At 59.9% G+C, this 14,607-nt stretch carries 22 protein-coding genes; 3 read left to right on the top strand and 19 right to left on the bottom strand.

The annotated features are described in order from the left end of the window. Positions 1-58 precede the first annotated feature (58 nt). Positions 59-2,725 carry a toprim domain-containing protein gene (locus O9K64_RS10940; RefSeq protein WP_275098102.1) on the bottom strand — a complete coding sequence of 889 codons (2,667 nt, stop codon included), beginning with the start codon at positions 2,723-2,725 and terminating at the stop codon, positions 59-61. 96 nt (positions 2,726-2,821) lie between these two features. Here O9K64_RS10940 and O9K64_RS10935 point away from each other — a divergent pair, with 96 nt between their 5' ends. After that, positions 2,822-3,130 (top strand): hypothetical protein, encoded by a 309-nt coding sequence (locus O9K64_RS10935; protein WP_275098101.1) that lies wholly within the window; start codon positions 2,822-2,824, stop codon positions 3,128-3,130. Between the two features lie 43 nt (positions 3,131-3,173). Here O9K64_RS10935 and O9K64_RS10930 read toward each other — a convergent pair whose 3' ends face one another. The 9 genes from O9K64_RS10930 to O9K64_RS10890 form a co-directional block, all read right to left on the bottom strand. Then, on the bottom strand, positions 3,174-3,374 hold the full coding sequence (locus tag O9K64_RS10930; protein WP_275098099.1) for a hypothetical protein: 201 nt from the start codon (positions 3,372-3,374) through the stop codon (positions 3,174-3,176). Between the two features lie 15 nt (positions 3,375-3,389). Next, positions 3,390-4,442, bottom strand: a complete 1,053-nt coding sequence (locus tag O9K64_RS10925) for a DNA polymerase III subunit beta (protein WP_275098098.1) — start codon at positions 4,440-4,442, stop codon at positions 3,390-3,392. A 10-nt stretch (positions 4,443-4,452) separates the two neighbouring features. After that, on the bottom strand, positions 4,453-5,043 hold the full coding sequence (locus tag O9K64_RS10920) for an Nmad5 family putative nucleotide modification protein (RefSeq protein ID WP_275098097.1): 591 nt from the start codon (positions 5,041-5,043) through the stop codon (positions 4,453-4,455). A gap of 12 nt (positions 5,044-5,055) precedes the next feature. Beyond that, the gene (locus tag O9K64_RS10915; protein ID WP_275098096.1) at positions 5,056-5,358 is read right to left on the bottom strand and encodes a hypothetical protein; all 303 of its coding nucleotides are present in this window, start codon (positions 5,356-5,358) and stop codon (positions 5,056-5,058) included. A 32-nt stretch (positions 5,359-5,390) separates the two neighbouring features. Further along, positions 5,391-5,681, bottom strand: coding sequence for a hypothetical protein (locus O9K64_RS10910; protein ID WP_275098095.1), 291 nt, complete (start codon positions 5,679-5,681; stop codon positions 5,391-5,393). Next, entirely contained in the window at positions 5,678-6,157 is a 480-nt protein-coding gene (locus tag O9K64_RS10905; RefSeq protein WP_275098094.1) for a phage regulatory CII family protein, read from the bottom strand. The genes O9K64_RS10910 and O9K64_RS10905 overlap by 4 nt, the downstream gene beginning before the upstream one ends. 117 nt (positions 6,158-6,274) lie before the next feature. Then, positions 6,275-6,472, bottom strand: a complete 198-nt coding sequence (locus O9K64_RS10900; RefSeq protein ID WP_275098093.1) for a hypothetical protein — start codon at positions 6,470-6,472, stop codon at positions 6,275-6,277. A 145-nt stretch (positions 6,473-6,617) separates the two neighbouring features. Then, positions 6,618-7,292, bottom strand: a complete 675-nt coding sequence (locus tag O9K64_RS10895) for a hypothetical protein (protein WP_275098092.1) — start codon at positions 7,290-7,292, stop codon at positions 6,618-6,620. Next, entirely contained in the window at positions 7,289-7,480 is a 192-nt protein-coding gene (locus O9K64_RS10890) for a hypothetical protein (protein ID WP_275098091.1), read from the bottom strand. The genes O9K64_RS10895 and O9K64_RS10890 overlap by 4 nt, the downstream gene beginning before the upstream one ends. A gap of 111 nt (positions 7,481-7,591) precedes the next feature. On the opposite strand from O9K64_RS10890, the gene O9K64_RS10885 reads away from it, so the two are divergent. Next, positions 7,592-8,383, top strand: a complete 792-nt coding sequence (locus O9K64_RS10885; RefSeq protein WP_275098090.1) for a hypothetical protein — start codon at positions 7,592-7,594, stop codon at positions 8,381-8,383. Positions 8,384-8,548: 165 nt separating this feature from the next. On the opposite strand, the gene O9K64_RS10880 is transcribed toward O9K64_RS10885, so the two are convergent. From O9K64_RS10880 to O9K64_RS10855, 6 genes are all read right to left on the bottom strand, one after another. Further along, a complete protein-coding gene (locus O9K64_RS10880) occupies positions 8,549-8,884 on the bottom strand; it encodes a helix-turn-helix domain-containing protein (RefSeq protein WP_275098089.1) in 336 nt (111 codons plus the stop codon). After that, positions 8,868-9,122 (bottom strand): type II toxin-antitoxin system RelE family toxin, encoded by a 255-nt coding sequence (locus O9K64_RS10875; RefSeq protein ID WP_275098088.1) that lies wholly within the window; start codon positions 9,120-9,122, stop codon positions 8,868-8,870. The genes O9K64_RS10880 and O9K64_RS10875 overlap by 17 nt, the downstream gene beginning before the upstream one ends. Before the next feature lie 80 nt (positions 9,123-9,202). Continuing rightward, positions 9,203-10,204, bottom strand: a complete 1,002-nt coding sequence (locus O9K64_RS10870) for a contractile injection system protein, VgrG/Pvc8 family (protein WP_275098087.1) — start codon at positions 10,202-10,204, stop codon at positions 9,203-9,205. Further along, entirely contained in the window at positions 10,201-10,605 is a 405-nt protein-coding gene (locus tag O9K64_RS10865) for a phage tail protein (RefSeq protein WP_275098086.1), read from the bottom strand. Before O9K64_RS10865 ends, O9K64_RS10870 begins: the two co-directional genes overlap by 4 nt. A 3-nt stretch (positions 10,606-10,608) precedes the next feature. Next, entirely contained in the window at positions 10,609-11,007 is a 399-nt protein-coding gene (locus O9K64_RS10860; RefSeq protein ID WP_275098085.1) for a hypothetical protein, read from the bottom strand. Positions 11,008-11,014: 7 nt separating this feature from the next. Then, positions 11,015-13,381, bottom strand: coding sequence for a phage tail tape measure protein (locus O9K64_RS10855; protein WP_275098084.1), 2,367 nt, complete (start codon positions 13,379-13,381; stop codon positions 11,015-11,017). On the opposite strand from O9K64_RS10855, the gene O9K64_RS10850 reads away from it, so the two are divergent. After that, positions 13,380-13,598, top strand: coding sequence for a hypothetical protein (locus O9K64_RS10850; RefSeq protein ID WP_275098083.1), 219 nt, complete (start codon positions 13,380-13,382; stop codon positions 13,596-13,598). The two genes, O9K64_RS10855 and O9K64_RS10850, sit on opposite strands and share 2 nt — an antisense overlap. Here O9K64_RS10850 and O9K64_RS10845 read toward each other — a convergent pair. The 3 genes from O9K64_RS10845 to O9K64_RS10835 form a co-directional block, all read right to left on the bottom strand. Further along, positions 13,567-13,701, bottom strand: coding sequence for a GpE family phage tail protein (locus O9K64_RS10845; RefSeq protein WP_275098119.1), 135 nt, complete (start codon positions 13,699-13,701; stop codon positions 13,567-13,569). The two genes, O9K64_RS10850 and O9K64_RS10845, sit on opposite strands and share 32 nt — an antisense overlap. 23 nt (positions 13,702-13,724) lie before the next feature. Continuing rightward, positions 13,725-13,964 (bottom strand): phage tail assembly protein, encoded by a 240-nt coding sequence (locus O9K64_RS10840; RefSeq protein ID WP_275098082.1) that lies wholly within the window; start codon positions 13,962-13,964, stop codon positions 13,725-13,727. 67 nt (positions 13,965-14,031) lie between these two features. Then, the gene (locus O9K64_RS10835) at positions 14,032-14,541 is read right to left on the bottom strand and encodes a phage major tail tube protein (protein WP_275098081.1); all 510 of its coding nucleotides are present in this window, start codon (positions 14,539-14,541) and stop codon (positions 14,032-14,034) included. Positions 14,542-14,607: the final 66 nt, after the last annotated feature.

Here is a 14,607-nt window from a genome sequence, read left to right as displayed (position 1 = left end):
TGCGGGGTCAACAGTTCTGCCAGTTCGGTTAGGGTTATGCCCATATAAGAAACTCCCTCTATGCACTCTTAAAAACCCAACACTTCACCGTCTTGGGACGGCTGTCGGTGTTGCCTCGGCTCCAGATGGCGGATGCCACTGGTCTGATATCGATGAACTTGAACCGCTTGCTGGTCTTGAGGTGTTTTTTCAGGTCGGAGAGCAGGCAGGGCAGGTTCTGTTTCTTCTCCATGGCCACTTGCTGGAAGTGGTTCATGTTGATGGCGATGGTGTCTTCGCCCTTGGCGTGGTTCAGCAGTGGCAGCAGGTTGCCGGCGTCGTTCAGGTACTCGTAGATATCCCAGAACTCCTGGACGAACGGGTGGTCGCTGTTGATTGCGCGCTGCCGGTCCATCGCCATCCGCTCCAGGGTGTCGTGGGCCGCCGCCAGGGCGCCGGTCGGCAGGGGGACGACACCGGCCAGGGCATCCACCAGGGCCATCAGCTGGCCGTGGTTCTTGGCCAGTCGCACCGTTTTTACCTCGTCCAGCCCCATCAGCGCCCGTTCGTAGGCGGTGGCGTTCTCCTTGACGATTTTCAGCACTTGGCTTTCCCGCCTGGCCGCCTCAATGAGAAAGCCGGACAGCTGTTCCATGGGGGCCTGTTCCAGCGCCACGGCCAGGTTGCGGGTCTCTTCGTTGTGGGCGGCCCGGGTAAAGGTCATGTGGACGATACGCTCCAGGATGGCCTGGCTGGCGTTCACCGGCGCGTTCTGACTGATGACGATGGTGCCCCGGAAGGGCGGCTCATAGGTCTCGTTGCCGCTGTTCTTCATGCCGCGGCTGCGAACACTGCGGCCGTTATAGGCGGTTTTCAGCTCGTCCCAGTCGAACAGCCGGCCCTTGCTTGTGTCCTCGCGATCCGACTCGATCAGCACGATCGGCATATTGGATACCTGGGCCATGTTGCGCGCCCGGGCGGCCATGGTGGACTTGCTGGGGTCGAACCCTTCATAGTCGCGCCGGCCGACCAGCTTCCAGAGAAATTCGATCAGGGTGGACTTGCCGGCACCCGGCTCGCCGACGATCTCGATAAAGGGGAAGCTCTTGTGCATGTCGCGGATCTGCTCGGCGAACAGACTGCCCATCCAGAAGGCCAGGGCAACAATGCCCTGGGCGCCGAAACAGCGATAGAGCTGCTCCACCCAGTCGGTCTTGTAGTGGTCCCGGTTGGCGTTCAGGTGCAGCGCCACCGACTGGTTGAGCGATTTGATACTTAGCCGGCCCAGGTCGAAGAAGTCCTCGTCATTCATGCGGAACAGCTCACCGTCCTTGATGGCGATATCGCCGTAGACGTAGCAGCCGTGCTCCTTGCTGTAGCCGATGAAGTCGACGGTCTGCACTGTCTTGATGTTGTAGAGCTGGTCTTTCATGATGCGGTCCAGCTGCTGGCTGGATCCGGTGAACACCGACCCGGCGGCGATCGACAACAGGCGCTTCTTGAACTCGCTGGCGCTGCTCAGTTGCGCGCCGGTGAAGGTGTTTTTCACCGCGGCGCCACCGTGCGGGAAGCGCACCCGGGCGTAGTACCAGCTCTCATCGGTCACCGGGTTGGCTTGGAAATACAAAAACTGGGGGTAGCAGTTGGCGATCTCGATAATGGCGTTGCTCTCCTTCAGCGCCTGCTCCTTGATCTGCTCCTCGGTAAGTCCGGTATCCCGGTCCTGCAGCTGCTCCGCGGCCTTGTGGTACTTGTCAATGTTCAGGTTGAACCACTTCAGGCGGTTGTTGTACTCGAAGGGAAACTCGCTCCGGTTGTCGTGCTCATATATCAGCAGGGCCTTCTCGGTGGGTGACTGGGCAATCAGCAGCGCCCCGCGGTAGCGGTATTCGTCCATCAGCCGGCTATGCAGGCGCCCGGTCTGGTGCAGATCGTTCCAGTCGGTTTTCTTGGCCCCTTGCGGGATGATAGCGGCGGCGATCGGGTAGCTTTCGGCCCGCATCCGCTCGATGTGCTTCTTGATGTACTTGCGCCCGGCCTTGTCGTTGTCCAGCGCCAGCACCCAGGTGACGTTTTTGCCGCGGTGCTGTTCCAGCATCTTGTCCGGGTAGTTGACGCAGGAGAGCAGCGCCACTGCCTTGAAGCCGTTCAGCATCAGGGCAATGGCATCCATGCAGGCCTCCACCAGGTAGACGGTATCCCCCTCGTTGATCTCCATGCCGGGCGGCTGCCACCAGAGGCCGCGATGGCCACCCTTGAAGTGGGCCTTGCGTTTCTCCTTCTCGCCCGTTTCCGGATCGACCAGGGTCACCTCTTCAACAAACCGCTCCATGTAGACCGTGCGCGCCGCATCGACATAGAAGCGCACCGTGGCCGTGCCCTTGTCGTTGATGGCCTGCGGGTGCCAGAACTTGCCCTGCTCATACCATCCCTTGATGCGCTCCAGCTCGAACCCGCGCTGCAGCTGCAGATAGGCGTCGGCGGTGGCGTTGGGGTTTGCCGCTGTCGGCTGGTAGCGCTTGTTGAACCCCTCGAACACCTCGGGATAGAGCTCCTTCGCGCGCCCCTCCCACCCGCAGTTGTTTTCCCTGCCGCAGCGGACGGTCCAGGGATTGTCCGCACGGGTGAACAGCTCCTTCTTATCGCAGCTCGGGCAGCGGCCGGACTGCAGCCAGTCGCCGCGCTCTTTCAGTCCATAGTCGTTGATCAGGCGGCGCTTGACTTCGTTGAGGGTGTCCTGGTTCATCGATAACCCACAAGCAAAGAATTTGATTCCGCCGCCGCGCTATGGCTAAATTGTCCGTTTGCGTTTACGGGCAAATCACTTATAGGAGCAGGCGTCATGGGAAATAAGCAGGAAGGGCAGCGCAGTGAAATGTCAGGGGCTGCTACAGCGGCAATCGACGCCGGGGTCGCGATCTTTCTCTGGCTATGGTCATTGGTGTTCCTGGGTATTGCCAGTTTGTTCTTCGGCATTAACCGTGCAGCAGGTGCGTTTGTGCTTGCATCAGCCTTGCTGGTAAATCCACTATTTATCAGATATGCGGTAGCTGAAGCCGTCACCGCCGGCCGCCGCCCTCCGTCAATGGTGTTATTGACGTTTGTCACCATTGGCTTGTTCTCGGCCGGCTGCGTCGCACTGTTATTCTGACGGCGCCAGGCGATCCGGAAGCAATACAGGAGCTGCTGCTCGGTCATGCCGCCACGCCCTGAGCCAGCAGCTGTTTCACCCGGGTCTCCAGGCGCTGAATCGTGCCGCGCAGTTCCGCGATCTCCAACTCGACAGCCTCATCAAACCGCGCCTCCAGCCGGTTACACAGGTCATCCACCACCGGATCGGTGCGATCGACATAGCGGATAATCTCGGGGTCGGTATACATGGTCAGGTTTTGCATGATGATCTCCGTGTCCTATATTTTTTTTGGCATCACGACGTGGATGTTGTCGCTACCTTCTGGCAGTAAAAACTGGGCGACATTCGCGCCGCCGTTGATCCACTTGAACGCGCCTCCGCAGGCGGTGATCGCGTCCCGCAGATAGGCCGGTTCCAGTGCCACCTCCGGCCAGGTATCGGTGCTGAAACGGGCCGGGATTGAGTCTTCGCCGTCATTGGCCACCAGCAGGACGGTCTCGGCGTCGCCGCGCTTGATCTCAACCGTCCCGAATTTACCGTTGCCGCTGATGGACAGTGCAAACGGCATAATGCGGGCAATGCCGGTCTTGAGGTCGGCCGCTTGACACTCCAGCTCGGCGGCGTCCTCCGGTATCGCCAGTTGCCGCTTCATCTGCGGCGGCATGTAGTCAATGCGCGGTGTCCGGAAGCGGAAGTTGTCCGCCTTCACCTCGACCGCACTGCCTATGGTCAGCGATGCGTTCGGCAGGCGCAGGGAAAAACAGAGAGCCTTCAGACTGTCGTTGGGGATGATGCTGGTGGGCAAGCCGGGGCAGGGCGCGGCGGCCAGGCGGTGGCCGTCCGAGGCGAATGCCCAGTCATCCATCAACGTCACGCCGTTCAGAAAAATCCGCACATCGTCTTTGGCGGTGCAGTAGCTGACGGCCTCGATGGCATCCGCCAGGGCGGCCGCATCGATGTCGATTCGCTGGTGGTCCTTCAGATCGGCGCCTGCGGGCCAGCCGTCCAGAGCGTGGCCCTGGAAGAGATAGTGGCGGCGCCCCTGCACCAGCTTGGTGGTGGTGCCGGTGGTCTTCAGTTGAATCTCACCCGTCAAGCCCTGCAGCGTGGTTTTCAGCTTCTGCAGATCCAGGGTGGCGCCGCCGGCGGTCTTGACCGCTGCCGGGATGGTGATTGCCATTTCCCGCGCCGCGTCGCAGGTGGTCAGGGTAATGTGGTCGCCCAGGGCATCGATGCGCACATGGTTGAAGATCTCCAGCACCGACCGCTTTTCGGCGACGTTGTGCTGCAGGGCTTCTGCCAGGGCACCCGGGTTGATTGAGAATTCCATAGCCTTCCCCTCAGCAGTTGCCGGCCGCCACACAGGCGATCCGGTGGTTAATCTGGTCCGCCGTGACGGCCGGCAGCCTGTTTTCTGTCACGGGTGGCTTGGGGATGTAAGGCGCCGCCTCCGGCCAGGTCTCCAGCAGCCGCTCGGTGGTGTAGTGGCTGTTGACCATGGCGGCTATCTGTTGCTGCAGTTCCTTTTTCCCCGTCCACAACCGCTTATGCTTGTCCATGATCGCCCTGGCCTCGATGGCCAGCGGGTGGTCGTGGTCCAGGTAGATACCCTGCAGCGAGGTGTAGGGCATCCGCCGGGTGGCCGTCATGGTGACGCTGCTGTCGCAACGATACGGGCGCTCATCGTTATCGTAGGGAATGGGTGATCTCCCCTTGTCGGCGGCCCTGATGTAGAGCTGAAAACTGCGTTTCGCCACAAAGAAGCCCTCCGGCGCCTTACCCATGTATTCCGCATGGCGGCCGAATTGGTCGCTGTAGATGGCATCCGCCAGGGCCGATTCCATGTCCTTGAGTTGAGCGATCCGCTTCTTGATGGCGCCTTCCACGGCCGCCTCGATGATCTTGGTCTTGATCTGCTTATTCAGTCGCATGATGTACCCCCTTTACTGGATCAGCTCGGCCAACCGTTGCGCGGTGATGCAGCGCCGGCCGCCGTTTGGCAGGTTGATGAACACACAGTGGGCGGTGGTGCGGGACATATCGATCGATTCCCGCCGGCCGCGGGACGCATGTTCGGCGTAGGCCTGGCCTGCGATATCCATGGCGGTGGCCGCGGAGATCTCCATGGTGCAGGTCAAGTGGTCCGCCGTGCGCCGGATCAGCTGCATGCCGTCACCGGTCAAGTGTTCGTCGGCATGCTGGCAGATAAAGGCCAGGGCGTGGTCGTGGGTGGTGAGTGATGACATGATGTGCTCCCTGTTCAGTCCGTGTCCGCTGTTCAAATGGGCAGTTCGTCTGCAGTCGAAATGGGAAGGTCTTCGCTGATGGCCGCTTTGCCATCCATCGCCGCTTCCAGTTGTGCGAGGGCGTTCTCCCAATGGGCCGCTTTAAAGTGGCCGTGTTTTGGCAAATACACCGTGCATTCCTGGCTTACGTTGCCTTTGCCGTGGTCTTTGATCTCGTATTCCAGCGTGTGGAATCCGCCCTCTGCGAGCTCCATCAGCCGTTGTTTTGCCTCTGCCATATTCATGGTCTGTTCTCCTGATGCTGGTAATGCTGGGTTGGTCATTCGGCCTCCTGGAGCGCCTTGATCTCCTCCAGGAAGGTGATGAATTGGGTCATGTGGTGATAGCCGGCGGTGGCGATCCGCTCGGCCTCCTGGCGGCTCACCCCGGCGCCGCCCGGGCTGTCCGGATCGAAGGCGTCATGGATATGCAGCACGGTGCGCCCCATGGCGCCCTGCCACGCGGTGAACCGCTCGAACAGCGAGGCATCGCCCAGGCGCCTATGGGGGCAGGGCAGGGGTGCGCAGATATGGCTCAGGCGCCTGGCGTGGGCGTGGAGCAGGTCGGTGCGGTTGAAGGCCAATTCGTATCCCACCGCATCCTCAAACCCCAGTTTGTTGGAGCAAAGATAGGCATTGACCTCATTGGATATGGTGCGGGGCTCAACCCGGCGATGCCGGGCCAGCCGGTCGGTGCCGATGCTGTGCACCATTTCATAAGCCGTGCGCTCGGTGAGCGTCCATTCCTCACGTGATGACATGTTGTTCTCCAGTCATGTGACAAACCGGAGGCGAGGGTCTACGCTTTATGTGCGTGTTGGGCGCAGACGTCGCCTACCAACCAACCCCTGCCGGGACGGGCATCCCGGTGGGGGTTTTTATTGCTTGTTCAGCTCTTTTTCAATGCGGGTTATCACACCGTCGATACGCTTGACCAGGTCAAGGTCAACTGGCTCGGCAGCGACTGCAATGCGACGTTCACGGAAGGCGTCAACCTCCAGGCGGAGCAGTTCGATGGTTGTCTCCGGCCAGGCGTTCTTTAGGGGTTTTCTGATTTCTTTTTGTATGTCAGCCATTGTTGTTGTTCTCAATCAGTCGTTTTTTGCATCTGAGGGTGGCGCTAGCACCACCCCCTCAGAAGGTCTTTACATGCGCCTTTTGTGGGCTTAAAACCCAGTTACCGGATGCTTATGCATCCAAAAAAACAGGCAGGGCAGGTTCCTAAGAGGAGTGGTCCTCTTGCTTTTCTTCGGCCGCATCCGGGAGCAAGCTGGAAAAGAGGTTTAGCTGTCCCTGCACATCGAGAGCACCGTCCAGTACGTCGTCGATGTATCTGGCGACCCGGCTTCTAAACTGGGTGTTTTTCATGCGGTCAATGCGGGAAGCGATCTTGGAGACCTTCTCCGCCTCTTCGAGGCGAATATGCCGGGACTGAACAACCGAGAGGGCACCGCCTGCGATGCGTCCAGCGCGCTCCATGTGGAGAAGATAGGCTTTGACCTTTTTTGCGGCGTCGGTCTGGGATTCCATGCCAGCCAGAAGAAAGGTGTCCCAGCCAACGAAGATGGTTTTGCCATCATTGCGACTCAAACCAAGCTGTTGGATGGCAAGATCGCGGACATCATGTCCGAATGTCCCCAGGGATAGGGTCTCTGTACCCCATCTTTCGCACAACTTACGCAGTCCAGATTCATCCATGTAGCCATAAATCAGACCCAATTCACGGCGCATAGCGTATCCGCGTCCATGATGTTCGAAGAGGCTGAAGCCGAAATGGGCGGCAGCTTTTCGGAAGGCCATAAGCTCGGTGTGCTTGTCCAGGTCGGCCAGGATTGATTGGACCTCGCTGTAATCCTGATTCAGTACGGCGATTTCAAGATCGGTGATCGATTTCATGATTCGGCCTCTTGTTCTTTCTCTTTTTTGGCCAGCCATTCCTCGACCGCTTCTTCTGTAGCGTTCTGCATTGATACGCAGTACGTGTAAGAGGCTTTCTTCAGGCGGCTATGGATGTCCGGCTTTACAAACAGCGCTTTTGGGCGAGGGGCGTACTGCTCGTGGACGGTTTGTTTTTGAACGCTCATAATTAGTATCCCTTGAGTGTGTGAAGCTATATATGAAGCATTGCTACATAGATAACCTAAAGAGAATCATAAATAACCATATGCGTATTAACAATACTCAAAAGGTGATTAGTGGATAACGATTTCTTATCTAAATTACGTTATCTATCAGGTGATAGAGATATCACCCCTTGGCTAAAATCAATGGGGTTTTCAGCTGGGCTAGTGGGTAAGGTGCTAAAAGGGCAGCCAGCCAGTGCCGACCTGCTGAGATCGTTATCCAGAACCGAACGCGTATCACTGCGGTGGCTTGAAGGTGCCGGTGGACCGGTTTATGACGTCTGGCGAGTCGTCGATGACCAAGAAGCGCTGGAGAAGTTAGAGGCGCATCTCGATGACGAAGATTGGTCTGTACTGTTGGTGACTCACAATGATGGTGAATTTGTTGTTGTTCTTCATCAGCCTGGATCTTATTCATTAAGAACCAAAGGCAGTACCTCTCTTAAGGAAATTAAGTATCTTATTGTCGAAGTTTTCTCAGGAAATATAACGCTAGATACTATTCGTGTGCTTGATCAGCGTGATCAAGCAAACTGGGTGCTGTATCTCACTGAAGATGATTTTAATCGTCTAGCTTGTGGCTACATGGGCAATATGGAGCTTTTCGGATTTGATGATCCCAGAAAGTCAAAGAAGGGGCTGTACTCCAAAGTCAAGTCAACGCTGCATGACTCAACCCTTCGGGAAATTCTGGAAAGTGGTCGCTCAGATAACAAGTCATCGGTGACCGATGCCAGGCAGGTTGAAACGGCGGGATCTGAAGATACTGCAACCCAGTTGAATGAGTTGGCGGGCTACTTTAAGAGACTGGATGCCAAGGCGCGGTCCGTCATTCTGAATCTTCTCAAGGTGATGAGCCGGTAGAAAAGCCAGAAAAGTATCTTGGCCGTCGATTAGGCACAAAAACCACCACACTTAAGTGTGGTGATAAACCTCAAACTTGCATCCGACTCGACCGAGTTACTGCCTTTTTGAATCGCGCACATTGTGTGCGAATCTCCCCAGAGATACGGTAGCCGGACTCGCCGCTCACTCCTGCAGCTGCGCCACCGTGACGCCCAGGGCGTGCGCTACCCGCGCCAGGGTTTTCGGCTGGAGGTTGGCGCCGGGCTTTTCGATCTGCGCCAGGGCGGGCTGGCTGATCCCCAGCCGGGCGGCCAGATCGGCCTGGGTCAGGCGGCGGTACTTGCGCCAGGCGGCGATCAGGGAGAGCCCCTGCTCCACCTGGTAGCCCACCACCTCGTGGGGGAACTGGACGCTGTCGTCCGCTTGGCCGGTGAGTTCCAGCCACTGATTGTAGGGCACCACGGCAAAGGCGGGGCGGCCGTCCTGATTGATGATCTGTACCTCAGTATGTGCGCTCATCGCGTTTTTTCACCTCTTCAATGCTGATGATCCGGACCGCTCCATCATGGTTGAAAAACACTCGGTAGCGGCCCACCCGCAGGCGGTAGTCGTAGCGGTGATTGGTCAGCCGCTTGACCTCATCGCAGTGCGGGAAGTCGGCCAGTGCACCCACCTGGGCGTAGATCCGTGCGGCGTCCTGGCGCTGGATCTTGAGCAACTGCTTGCGGGCTTTGTTGGTCCAGGTGAGGGTGTTCATGCGGGTTATTATAAGCCAAAATATAAGTATGGCAATAAAATATAAGTATAATATAAGCTCAGGCGGGCGCCGACTAGGTGTCAGGCATTGGCATTCTCCAGTTCCAATTCCACACTCGTCACAAACCCACCCTCACCAATGGAGTGAGTCACATTCCCCGTTATCCAGGGCTTTTCGGTGATCTCCCGTTTCCAGCCGTTTAGGGACACCGGGGTCTCCGGTGCCAGCAGTGCATCGCCCCGGGCCAGGGTGATCTGCATCTGTGATCCCGCGCGTTGGATACGCCGCCACTCGGCATCCGCCGCGTCGGCCGCTTCCGCCCGCGTGGGGTAGGTCTCGCGCAGGGTTTTTGCGGTGGCAGCATCTCCAGCGGTGACGCCGATCAGTTCGGCTTGGTCCGCGTCGTAGTAGTTGGCCGTCACGCCGGTGTATTTTCCGCTGCGGTCGGCCTCGCTGTAGCGGTGCCGGTCGCCGTCTGATCGCTGTATCCGGCGGCGCTCGATGCGCCTTCCGCTCACCGTGGCGCCGGTGCCCTGGGCGGTAAACAGCAGCCGGCCCGATTTAATGGTGGCGATGGCGTCGTACTGGCGGCCCAGGCGCGTCAGCAGGTTGCCGTCGGACTCGTTGGTCTGGTCCATGTGCGGTATGGCAATGGCCGCCAGGGCCGGGGAGATGGCCGGTATCAGCTGGTGAGCCTTTGCCAGGGTGGTGACCAGTGCGCCCAGCGTGGTGTCGTGCCAGCCCCGGGTCTGCTGGGTCTTGAAGCTCTCGCGAAAATCGACCGAGCGGGCGCGGATGGTGAGGCGGTCCGGCGGTCCGTTGTGTTCGATCTCGTCCACCACGAACAGCCCCTTGTCCACCAGCGGACCACCCACCCAGCCGATCGCCACGTTAACCTTGGCGCCGCGGCGGGGCAGGGCGACATTCTGGGCGTGGTCATCCACAGCAATATCCAGTTGGTCCGCCTCGAAGCCCTTCCGATCCGACAGGGTGAGGCGGATCGACCGCCCGTTGAACCGATCGGTGGCGTCAACCTCATCGATCATGATCCGGTAGTCAGGCTGGTTGTGTGGACGGGTCACTGCAGGTTACCCATATGATCCACCCGGTCATCATCGGCGCGGGTCAGGTTGAGGCTGAACTCGATCAGTCTGGCCTGGCCGTTCTGGAAAAACAGCTTGCGTGTCTCTTCGATCTGGGCGATGAACCACTGACCGTAAACATACCCCTGGCCGTCTATCAGGATCCAGCTGCGTCCGCTGGCCTGCATGTCGCGTAGCTTGGTCAGCTGCAGGGGGCCACCGGTGATTTCCGGCATCAGCTGTCCGGACAGGGTGATGGTATCCTCGCCCGGTCCCAGGTGCTGATAGACCGGGCGTTTGCCGATGCGGTTGTTGCTGCCCCAGCGCTGGCGGGTAGCGCGCCGCAGCTCCTGGAAGGGAGCCGAGCGGAGCTGAAAGACGAATTGTCCCAGGGTCATCATGGATCAGCTCCCCGCCGCCAGGCCGGTGATGGCTGTTTTCACGGCCTCTTTCGCCAGATCGATGGCGCCCTCGCCGATCAGCGCGGCCAGGCGCGCGCCCAGGGGTGTTTTGCCCTGCAGGCTATCCGGTACGGCATTCAGCAGGTGCAGTCCCTTGGGGGTGAGTACGCAGGCGCGGCAATAGTGCCGGTCACAACCGTCGGTGCGAATCAGTCCCGCCTCCGCCAGCCACTGCAGGGTGGCCAGGCAGTGTTCGGCCGGTTTTTCCAGGCGTCCGAAGTCATCCACCTGGTCATGCCCCGAGATCTGCCGGGGATCGAGGGTGATCTTTTCCGGGAAGCTGGCGTAGAGTCGCCCCAGGATGCGGGCGGTGTATTCGTTGAAGAGTTCGATGTTGGTCATGTACACCTCACGGGCTGTCGTAGATTGCGGCCATTTGCCGCTGCCGCTGTTGGTCCTGAATCTTCCCCATCACGCGCTTGGCCAGGCTCTCTTCATCTTCTCCCGGTTGTTGCTGGATGCTTAAATTGAAAGTGTTGGTGCTGTTGTCGGCGTTCTGTGTGGCGGCACCGGCGCCCGCCATGACCGGTGTTTCTTCATCGTCGGTGAACAGGCTGCCAAACTGTTCTCCCAGCCAGCCGCCGCCCTGGGCGCCGAAGTAGGCCCCCAGGGCGCCGCCGATGGCGGTACCGATGACCGGCACCACAGATCCCAGCGCTGCGCCGGCGGCGGCCCCTGCCAGCGCGCCACCGATACCTCCGGCGTCCCCGGATATGGACGCGGCCTTCTCTCCCGCGCTCAACTTATCATCCATCAGGGTGGCGCCGATGGTGAGGGCGCCCACGCCGGCGCCGATCAGCCCGGCCTTGCCGGAAAGCCCCTTGCCGATGCCTTGCAGTTTTCCACCCCACCCTTTTCCACCCGGGCCGCCCCGGCCGAGGCCTTTGAGTTTATTGCGCCACCCTTTGCCGCCTTTGCCACCACCCATGCCGTCCAGCATCGCCTCCATTTGGGCTTTTTTGGCCCGATACCCCATCCAGGTAATGGCGGCGCCCAGCCCGGTAACCGCGGTAATCACCGGCGCTATCGCCAGGGCCAGCGCGCCGACACCGCCGACCACAATGGCCAGTGCCTGTGTCAGGTAGGGGTGCTTGTCGATCCAGGCGCCCAGGCCGTCAATAATGGGCTCGATGACATTCATTAACCGCTCCAGCACCGGCAGCAGTGCGTCACCGATGCGTTGCTGTACGGCTGCCCAGCGTTGCTGCATCAGCTGCAGGCGGGCGTCCATGTTGCTATCCATTGCCTTAGCCATCGTCCCGGTGAAGGCCTCGCCCTGGCGTTGCGCCTCTTCGATCGCCTTGGCGTTGGCGCGGAAAGATTCTTGCTGTCCCCACATCGCCTTGAAGAAGCGCACCGCCTCCTCTGATCCGAACGCCTCCTGGATGCGTGTGCCGGTCTCGGTGGTGTATTCCTGGCCGAATGCGCCCTGCATCTGTTCGAGCAGTTCGGGCAGGCTGCGCAGGTTGCCGTTTTTGTCGAGCGTGTTGACGGCGATACCCATCTGCTCGAAACGTTTTTGAGCACGGCCTGCCGTGCGCTCCAGGGCGTTGAGCGTGGTACCGGCCACGCCGGCCTCCATCTTCTGTTGCAGCATCCCGAGCGCGGTGAACTGATCGGACAGCGCGATGCCGGATTCGGCCAGCCCTGAGCCCATCGACTGGATGGCCTGCTGCATCTTGGCGCCATCGGTCTTGAACTGCTGCACGGCCTTGGCGAGAGAGGCGGAGAAAGCCTGTCCGAACTCATCGTCCCCGATGTCGGCAAATAGACTGTTCTTGAACGAGCCGTAGCCGGTGGCGAACAGGCTGGTCATCTGGTCCACGTTCGACTTCGTGGCCTTGGCGGTGAGCGCTGCCAGGGCCGTCATGTTGGCCACACTCTGGTCGGTGAGGGTGGAGATGCCGCTCTTGATGTCGTAGGCCGCCGAGACGAACGCCGATGTCGTGATGCCAGCCAGCTTTGTGGACATCTCGCGGCCTTTGGCCGCCACTACCTCGGTGTCCTGCATGCCCAACGAGGCCAGCTCGCCCTTGGATCGCTCCACCTGGCGCATTTGCTGGACCGGCTGGGTTACCATGCCCATGGCGGCTTGTCCGACGCGCTGGGCACCATGGGCGATCAGGGCGGCATTGGCGGCGCGCTGCAGGGCGCGGTCGTGGCGCTCTCGGGCTTTCTGCACCTGGGCGGCCATCTTGGACATGGCCTCCATTTTGCCTGTCGTTTTGGCGTAGGACGCACCCAGCCGGTCCTGCTCCTGGCGCAGGTTCTTGGTGTCGATGCCGGCCTCGCGCAACTTGGCGCTACGCTCGTCCAGCTTGCTGCTGCTCTCGGAGATTTGTTCGGTGAGGCGGCGCTCCTGCCGCTCCAGGGCGTGGACGCTCTTTCTCGCTGCCTCGAACTCCTTCGCGAGTTGCTTGCCCGCCTTGGAGCTGGAGCCGACCAACTCCATTTGGCGGTGCAGATAGGCCATCTCGCGGCGGCCCTGCTTCACTTTGCTGGTGGTCTCGGTGAGGTTGCCATTCAGCTTGCCCAGCTTCTGGCTCGCCTCCTCGAACGCCTTGATGGCCTTCCTGTTGTTGCCGATAGCGAACAGCTCTTTCTGACTCTCGCCCAGGTGCTGTGCCAGCTTGCCCGATATGGCCGCCACCTTCCGGGCGGGCTCACTGAACTTGTCAATGGCCCGCAGGGTAATTTTGAGATCAAGATCGCTCATGGGCTATACTCCGGGCATGGATGCCGCTAAACACTTTCGTCGCGCCTTTTGGCTTCGCGCCTTTTGGCCCCAGTGGGTTCCCGCGCTGCTGGCGGCCGGCGCCACGTTGTGGGCGTTCTGGGGTCTGCCGCTAATCGTGCTGCTCGCCTTGACCGCCACGGTCGGGGGCGGGGTGTTTCTGCTGTTCACCTTTGCCGGCCTCGCTTGGGACTGGTAGTGGACCGCTCTTTCGCCAGCTGGTGAAATTCACTCAACTCGTCCAGCGTTAACGCCTTCAGCTCGGACGGTTGCCAATGGAATACAGCGGCCAGGTTGGCCATTACCGGCCTCAGCCGCTGCATGGTTATTCCAAAAAACCCACCACCTCATCACTGATATGGTTGAAGTCGGCCGCGTCCAGTCGGCGGACCTCGTCGGGCGATACTTCGCCCAGCAGAGAGAGCAGGCGAATGGACTTTTTGAGATGGGTGGATTCTTCCTCCATGATCTCGATGTCCTTGACGCGCGGCCGGCGCACGGTGATGGTTTTGATCTCGCGGCCGTTGTCGCCGGTGATGGGGTGCTTGAGGGTGAATTCAGTCATGGGTTGTTCTCCAGATTAAAATAGGGTGGCCGTCCCTGGCCGCTTGTTGCTCGTTCGGGTTCCCAGACTACAAGCCCAGGGCGTCCCGCTGTTTCTTCAGGCGGTCCTGGCCGTTGACCATCTCGATCATGTTCAACACGTCGATCTCGATCACGGTTTCATCGTTGACGATGTACTTGAAATAGGTCAGGCCGCCGCTGACCTTCATCTTGGTCTCGTCGCCGGCCTTGGCGGTGCCCATGTCGATCTCCTTGAAGCGGCCGCGCATGACCACCTCCACCGCGTCGGTGGTGCAGCTGCTGTCGTCGGCCTGGTAGGCGCCGCGAAAGCGCATGCCGACACCGGCCACATCCCACAGGCCGAACTGGTTCAGGATGGCGCGGGAGACCTCGTGCAGGGTGAACTCGGCTTCCAGCTTCTCCATGCCCATGTCGATATCGATGGGGGCGTTCATGCCGCCGGCGCGCAGCTCTTCCATCTTGCGGGCCAGCTTGGGCAGTACGAACTCGTCCACCCGGGCGGCATATCCTTCACCGTCGACGAAGGCGTTAAAATTCTTCAGGCTCTTGGGCAACATCGTTTAATCCTCTTGTGTGAACCGGATGGCGTTAACCGTATGGGTTGACCGCCCACCCCGAAGGGC

It is taken from the genome of Sedimenticola hydrogenitrophicus (assembly GCF_029017505.1).
Lineage (GTDB): Bacteria > Pseudomonadota > Gammaproteobacteria > Chromatiales > Chromatiaceae > Sedimenticola > Sedimenticola hydrogenitrophicus_A.
Note: the sequence above shows the minus strand (reverse complement) of the source record. Positions and strands in the feature narration are given on the sequence as shown.

Coding starts and splice junctions, on each gene's coding strand:
- O9K64_RS10855 (WP_275098084.1), bottom strand. CDS start 13,381: ATGAGCGATCTTGATCTCAAAATTACCCTGCGGGCCATTGACAAGTTC.
- O9K64_RS10920 (WP_275098097.1), bottom strand. CDS start 5,043: ATGCGACTGAATAAGCAGATCAAGACCAAGATCATCGAGGCGGCCGTG.
- O9K64_RS10930 (WP_275098099.1), bottom strand. CDS start 3,374: ATGCAAAACCTGACCATGTATACCGACCCCGAGATTATCCGCTATGTC.
- O9K64_RS10835 (WP_275098081.1), bottom strand. CDS start 14,541: ATGTTGCCCAAGAGCCTGAAGAATTTTAACGCCTTCGTCGACGGTGAA.
- O9K64_RS10915 (WP_275098096.1), bottom strand. CDS start 5,358: ATGTCATCACTCACCACCCACGACCACGCCCTGGCCTTTATCTGCCAG.
- O9K64_RS10890 (WP_275098091.1), bottom strand. CDS start 7,480: ATGAGCGTTCAAAAACAAACCGTCCACGAGCAGTACGCCCCTCGCCCA.
- O9K64_RS10840 (WP_275098082.1), bottom strand. CDS start 13,964: ATGACTGAATTCACCCTCAAGCACCCCATCACCGGCGACAACGGCCGC.
- O9K64_RS10895 (WP_275098092.1), bottom strand. CDS start 7,292: ATGAAATCGATCACCGATCTTGAAATCGCCGTACTGAATCAGGATTAC.
- O9K64_RS10925 (WP_275098098.1), bottom strand. CDS start 4,442: ATGGAATTCTCAATCAACCCGGGTGCCCTGGCAGAAGCCCTGCAGCAC.
- O9K64_RS10845 (WP_275098119.1), bottom strand. CDS start 13,701: ATGGCCAACCTGGCCGCTGTATTCCATTGGCAACCGTCCGAGCTGAAG.
- O9K64_RS10935 (WP_275098101.1), top strand. CDS start 2,822: ATGGGAAATAAGCAGGAAGGGCAGCGCAGTGAAATGTCAGGGGCTGCT.
- O9K64_RS10865 (WP_275098086.1), bottom strand. CDS start 10,605: ATGATGACCCTGGGACAATTCGTCTTTCAGCTCCGCTCGGCTCCCTTC.
- O9K64_RS10850 (WP_275098083.1), top strand. CDS start 13,380: ATGGGCTATACTCCGGGCATGGATGCCGCTAAACACTTTCGTCGCGCC.
- O9K64_RS10940 (WP_275098102.1), bottom strand. CDS start 2,725: ATGAACCAGGACACCCTCAACGAAGTCAAGCGCCGCCTGATCAACGAC.
- O9K64_RS10860 (WP_275098085.1), bottom strand. CDS start 11,007: ATGACCAACATCGAACTCTTCAACGAATACACCGCCCGCATCCTGGGG.
- O9K64_RS10875 (WP_275098088.1), bottom strand. CDS start 9,122: ATGAACACCCTCACCTGGACCAACAAAGCCCGCAAGCAGTTGCTCAAG.
- O9K64_RS10910 (WP_275098095.1), bottom strand. CDS start 5,681: ATGACCAACCCAGCATTACCAGCATCAGGAGAACAGACCATGAATATG.
- O9K64_RS10900 (WP_275098093.1), bottom strand. CDS start 6,472: ATGGCTGACATACAAAAAGAAATCAGAAAACCCCTAAAGAACGCCTGG.
- O9K64_RS10905 (WP_275098094.1), bottom strand. CDS start 6,157: ATGTCATCACGTGAGGAATGGACGCTCACCGAGCGCACGGCTTATGAA.
- O9K64_RS10880 (WP_275098089.1), bottom strand. CDS start 8,884: ATGAGCGCACATACTGAGGTACAGATCATCAATCAGGACGGCCGCCCC.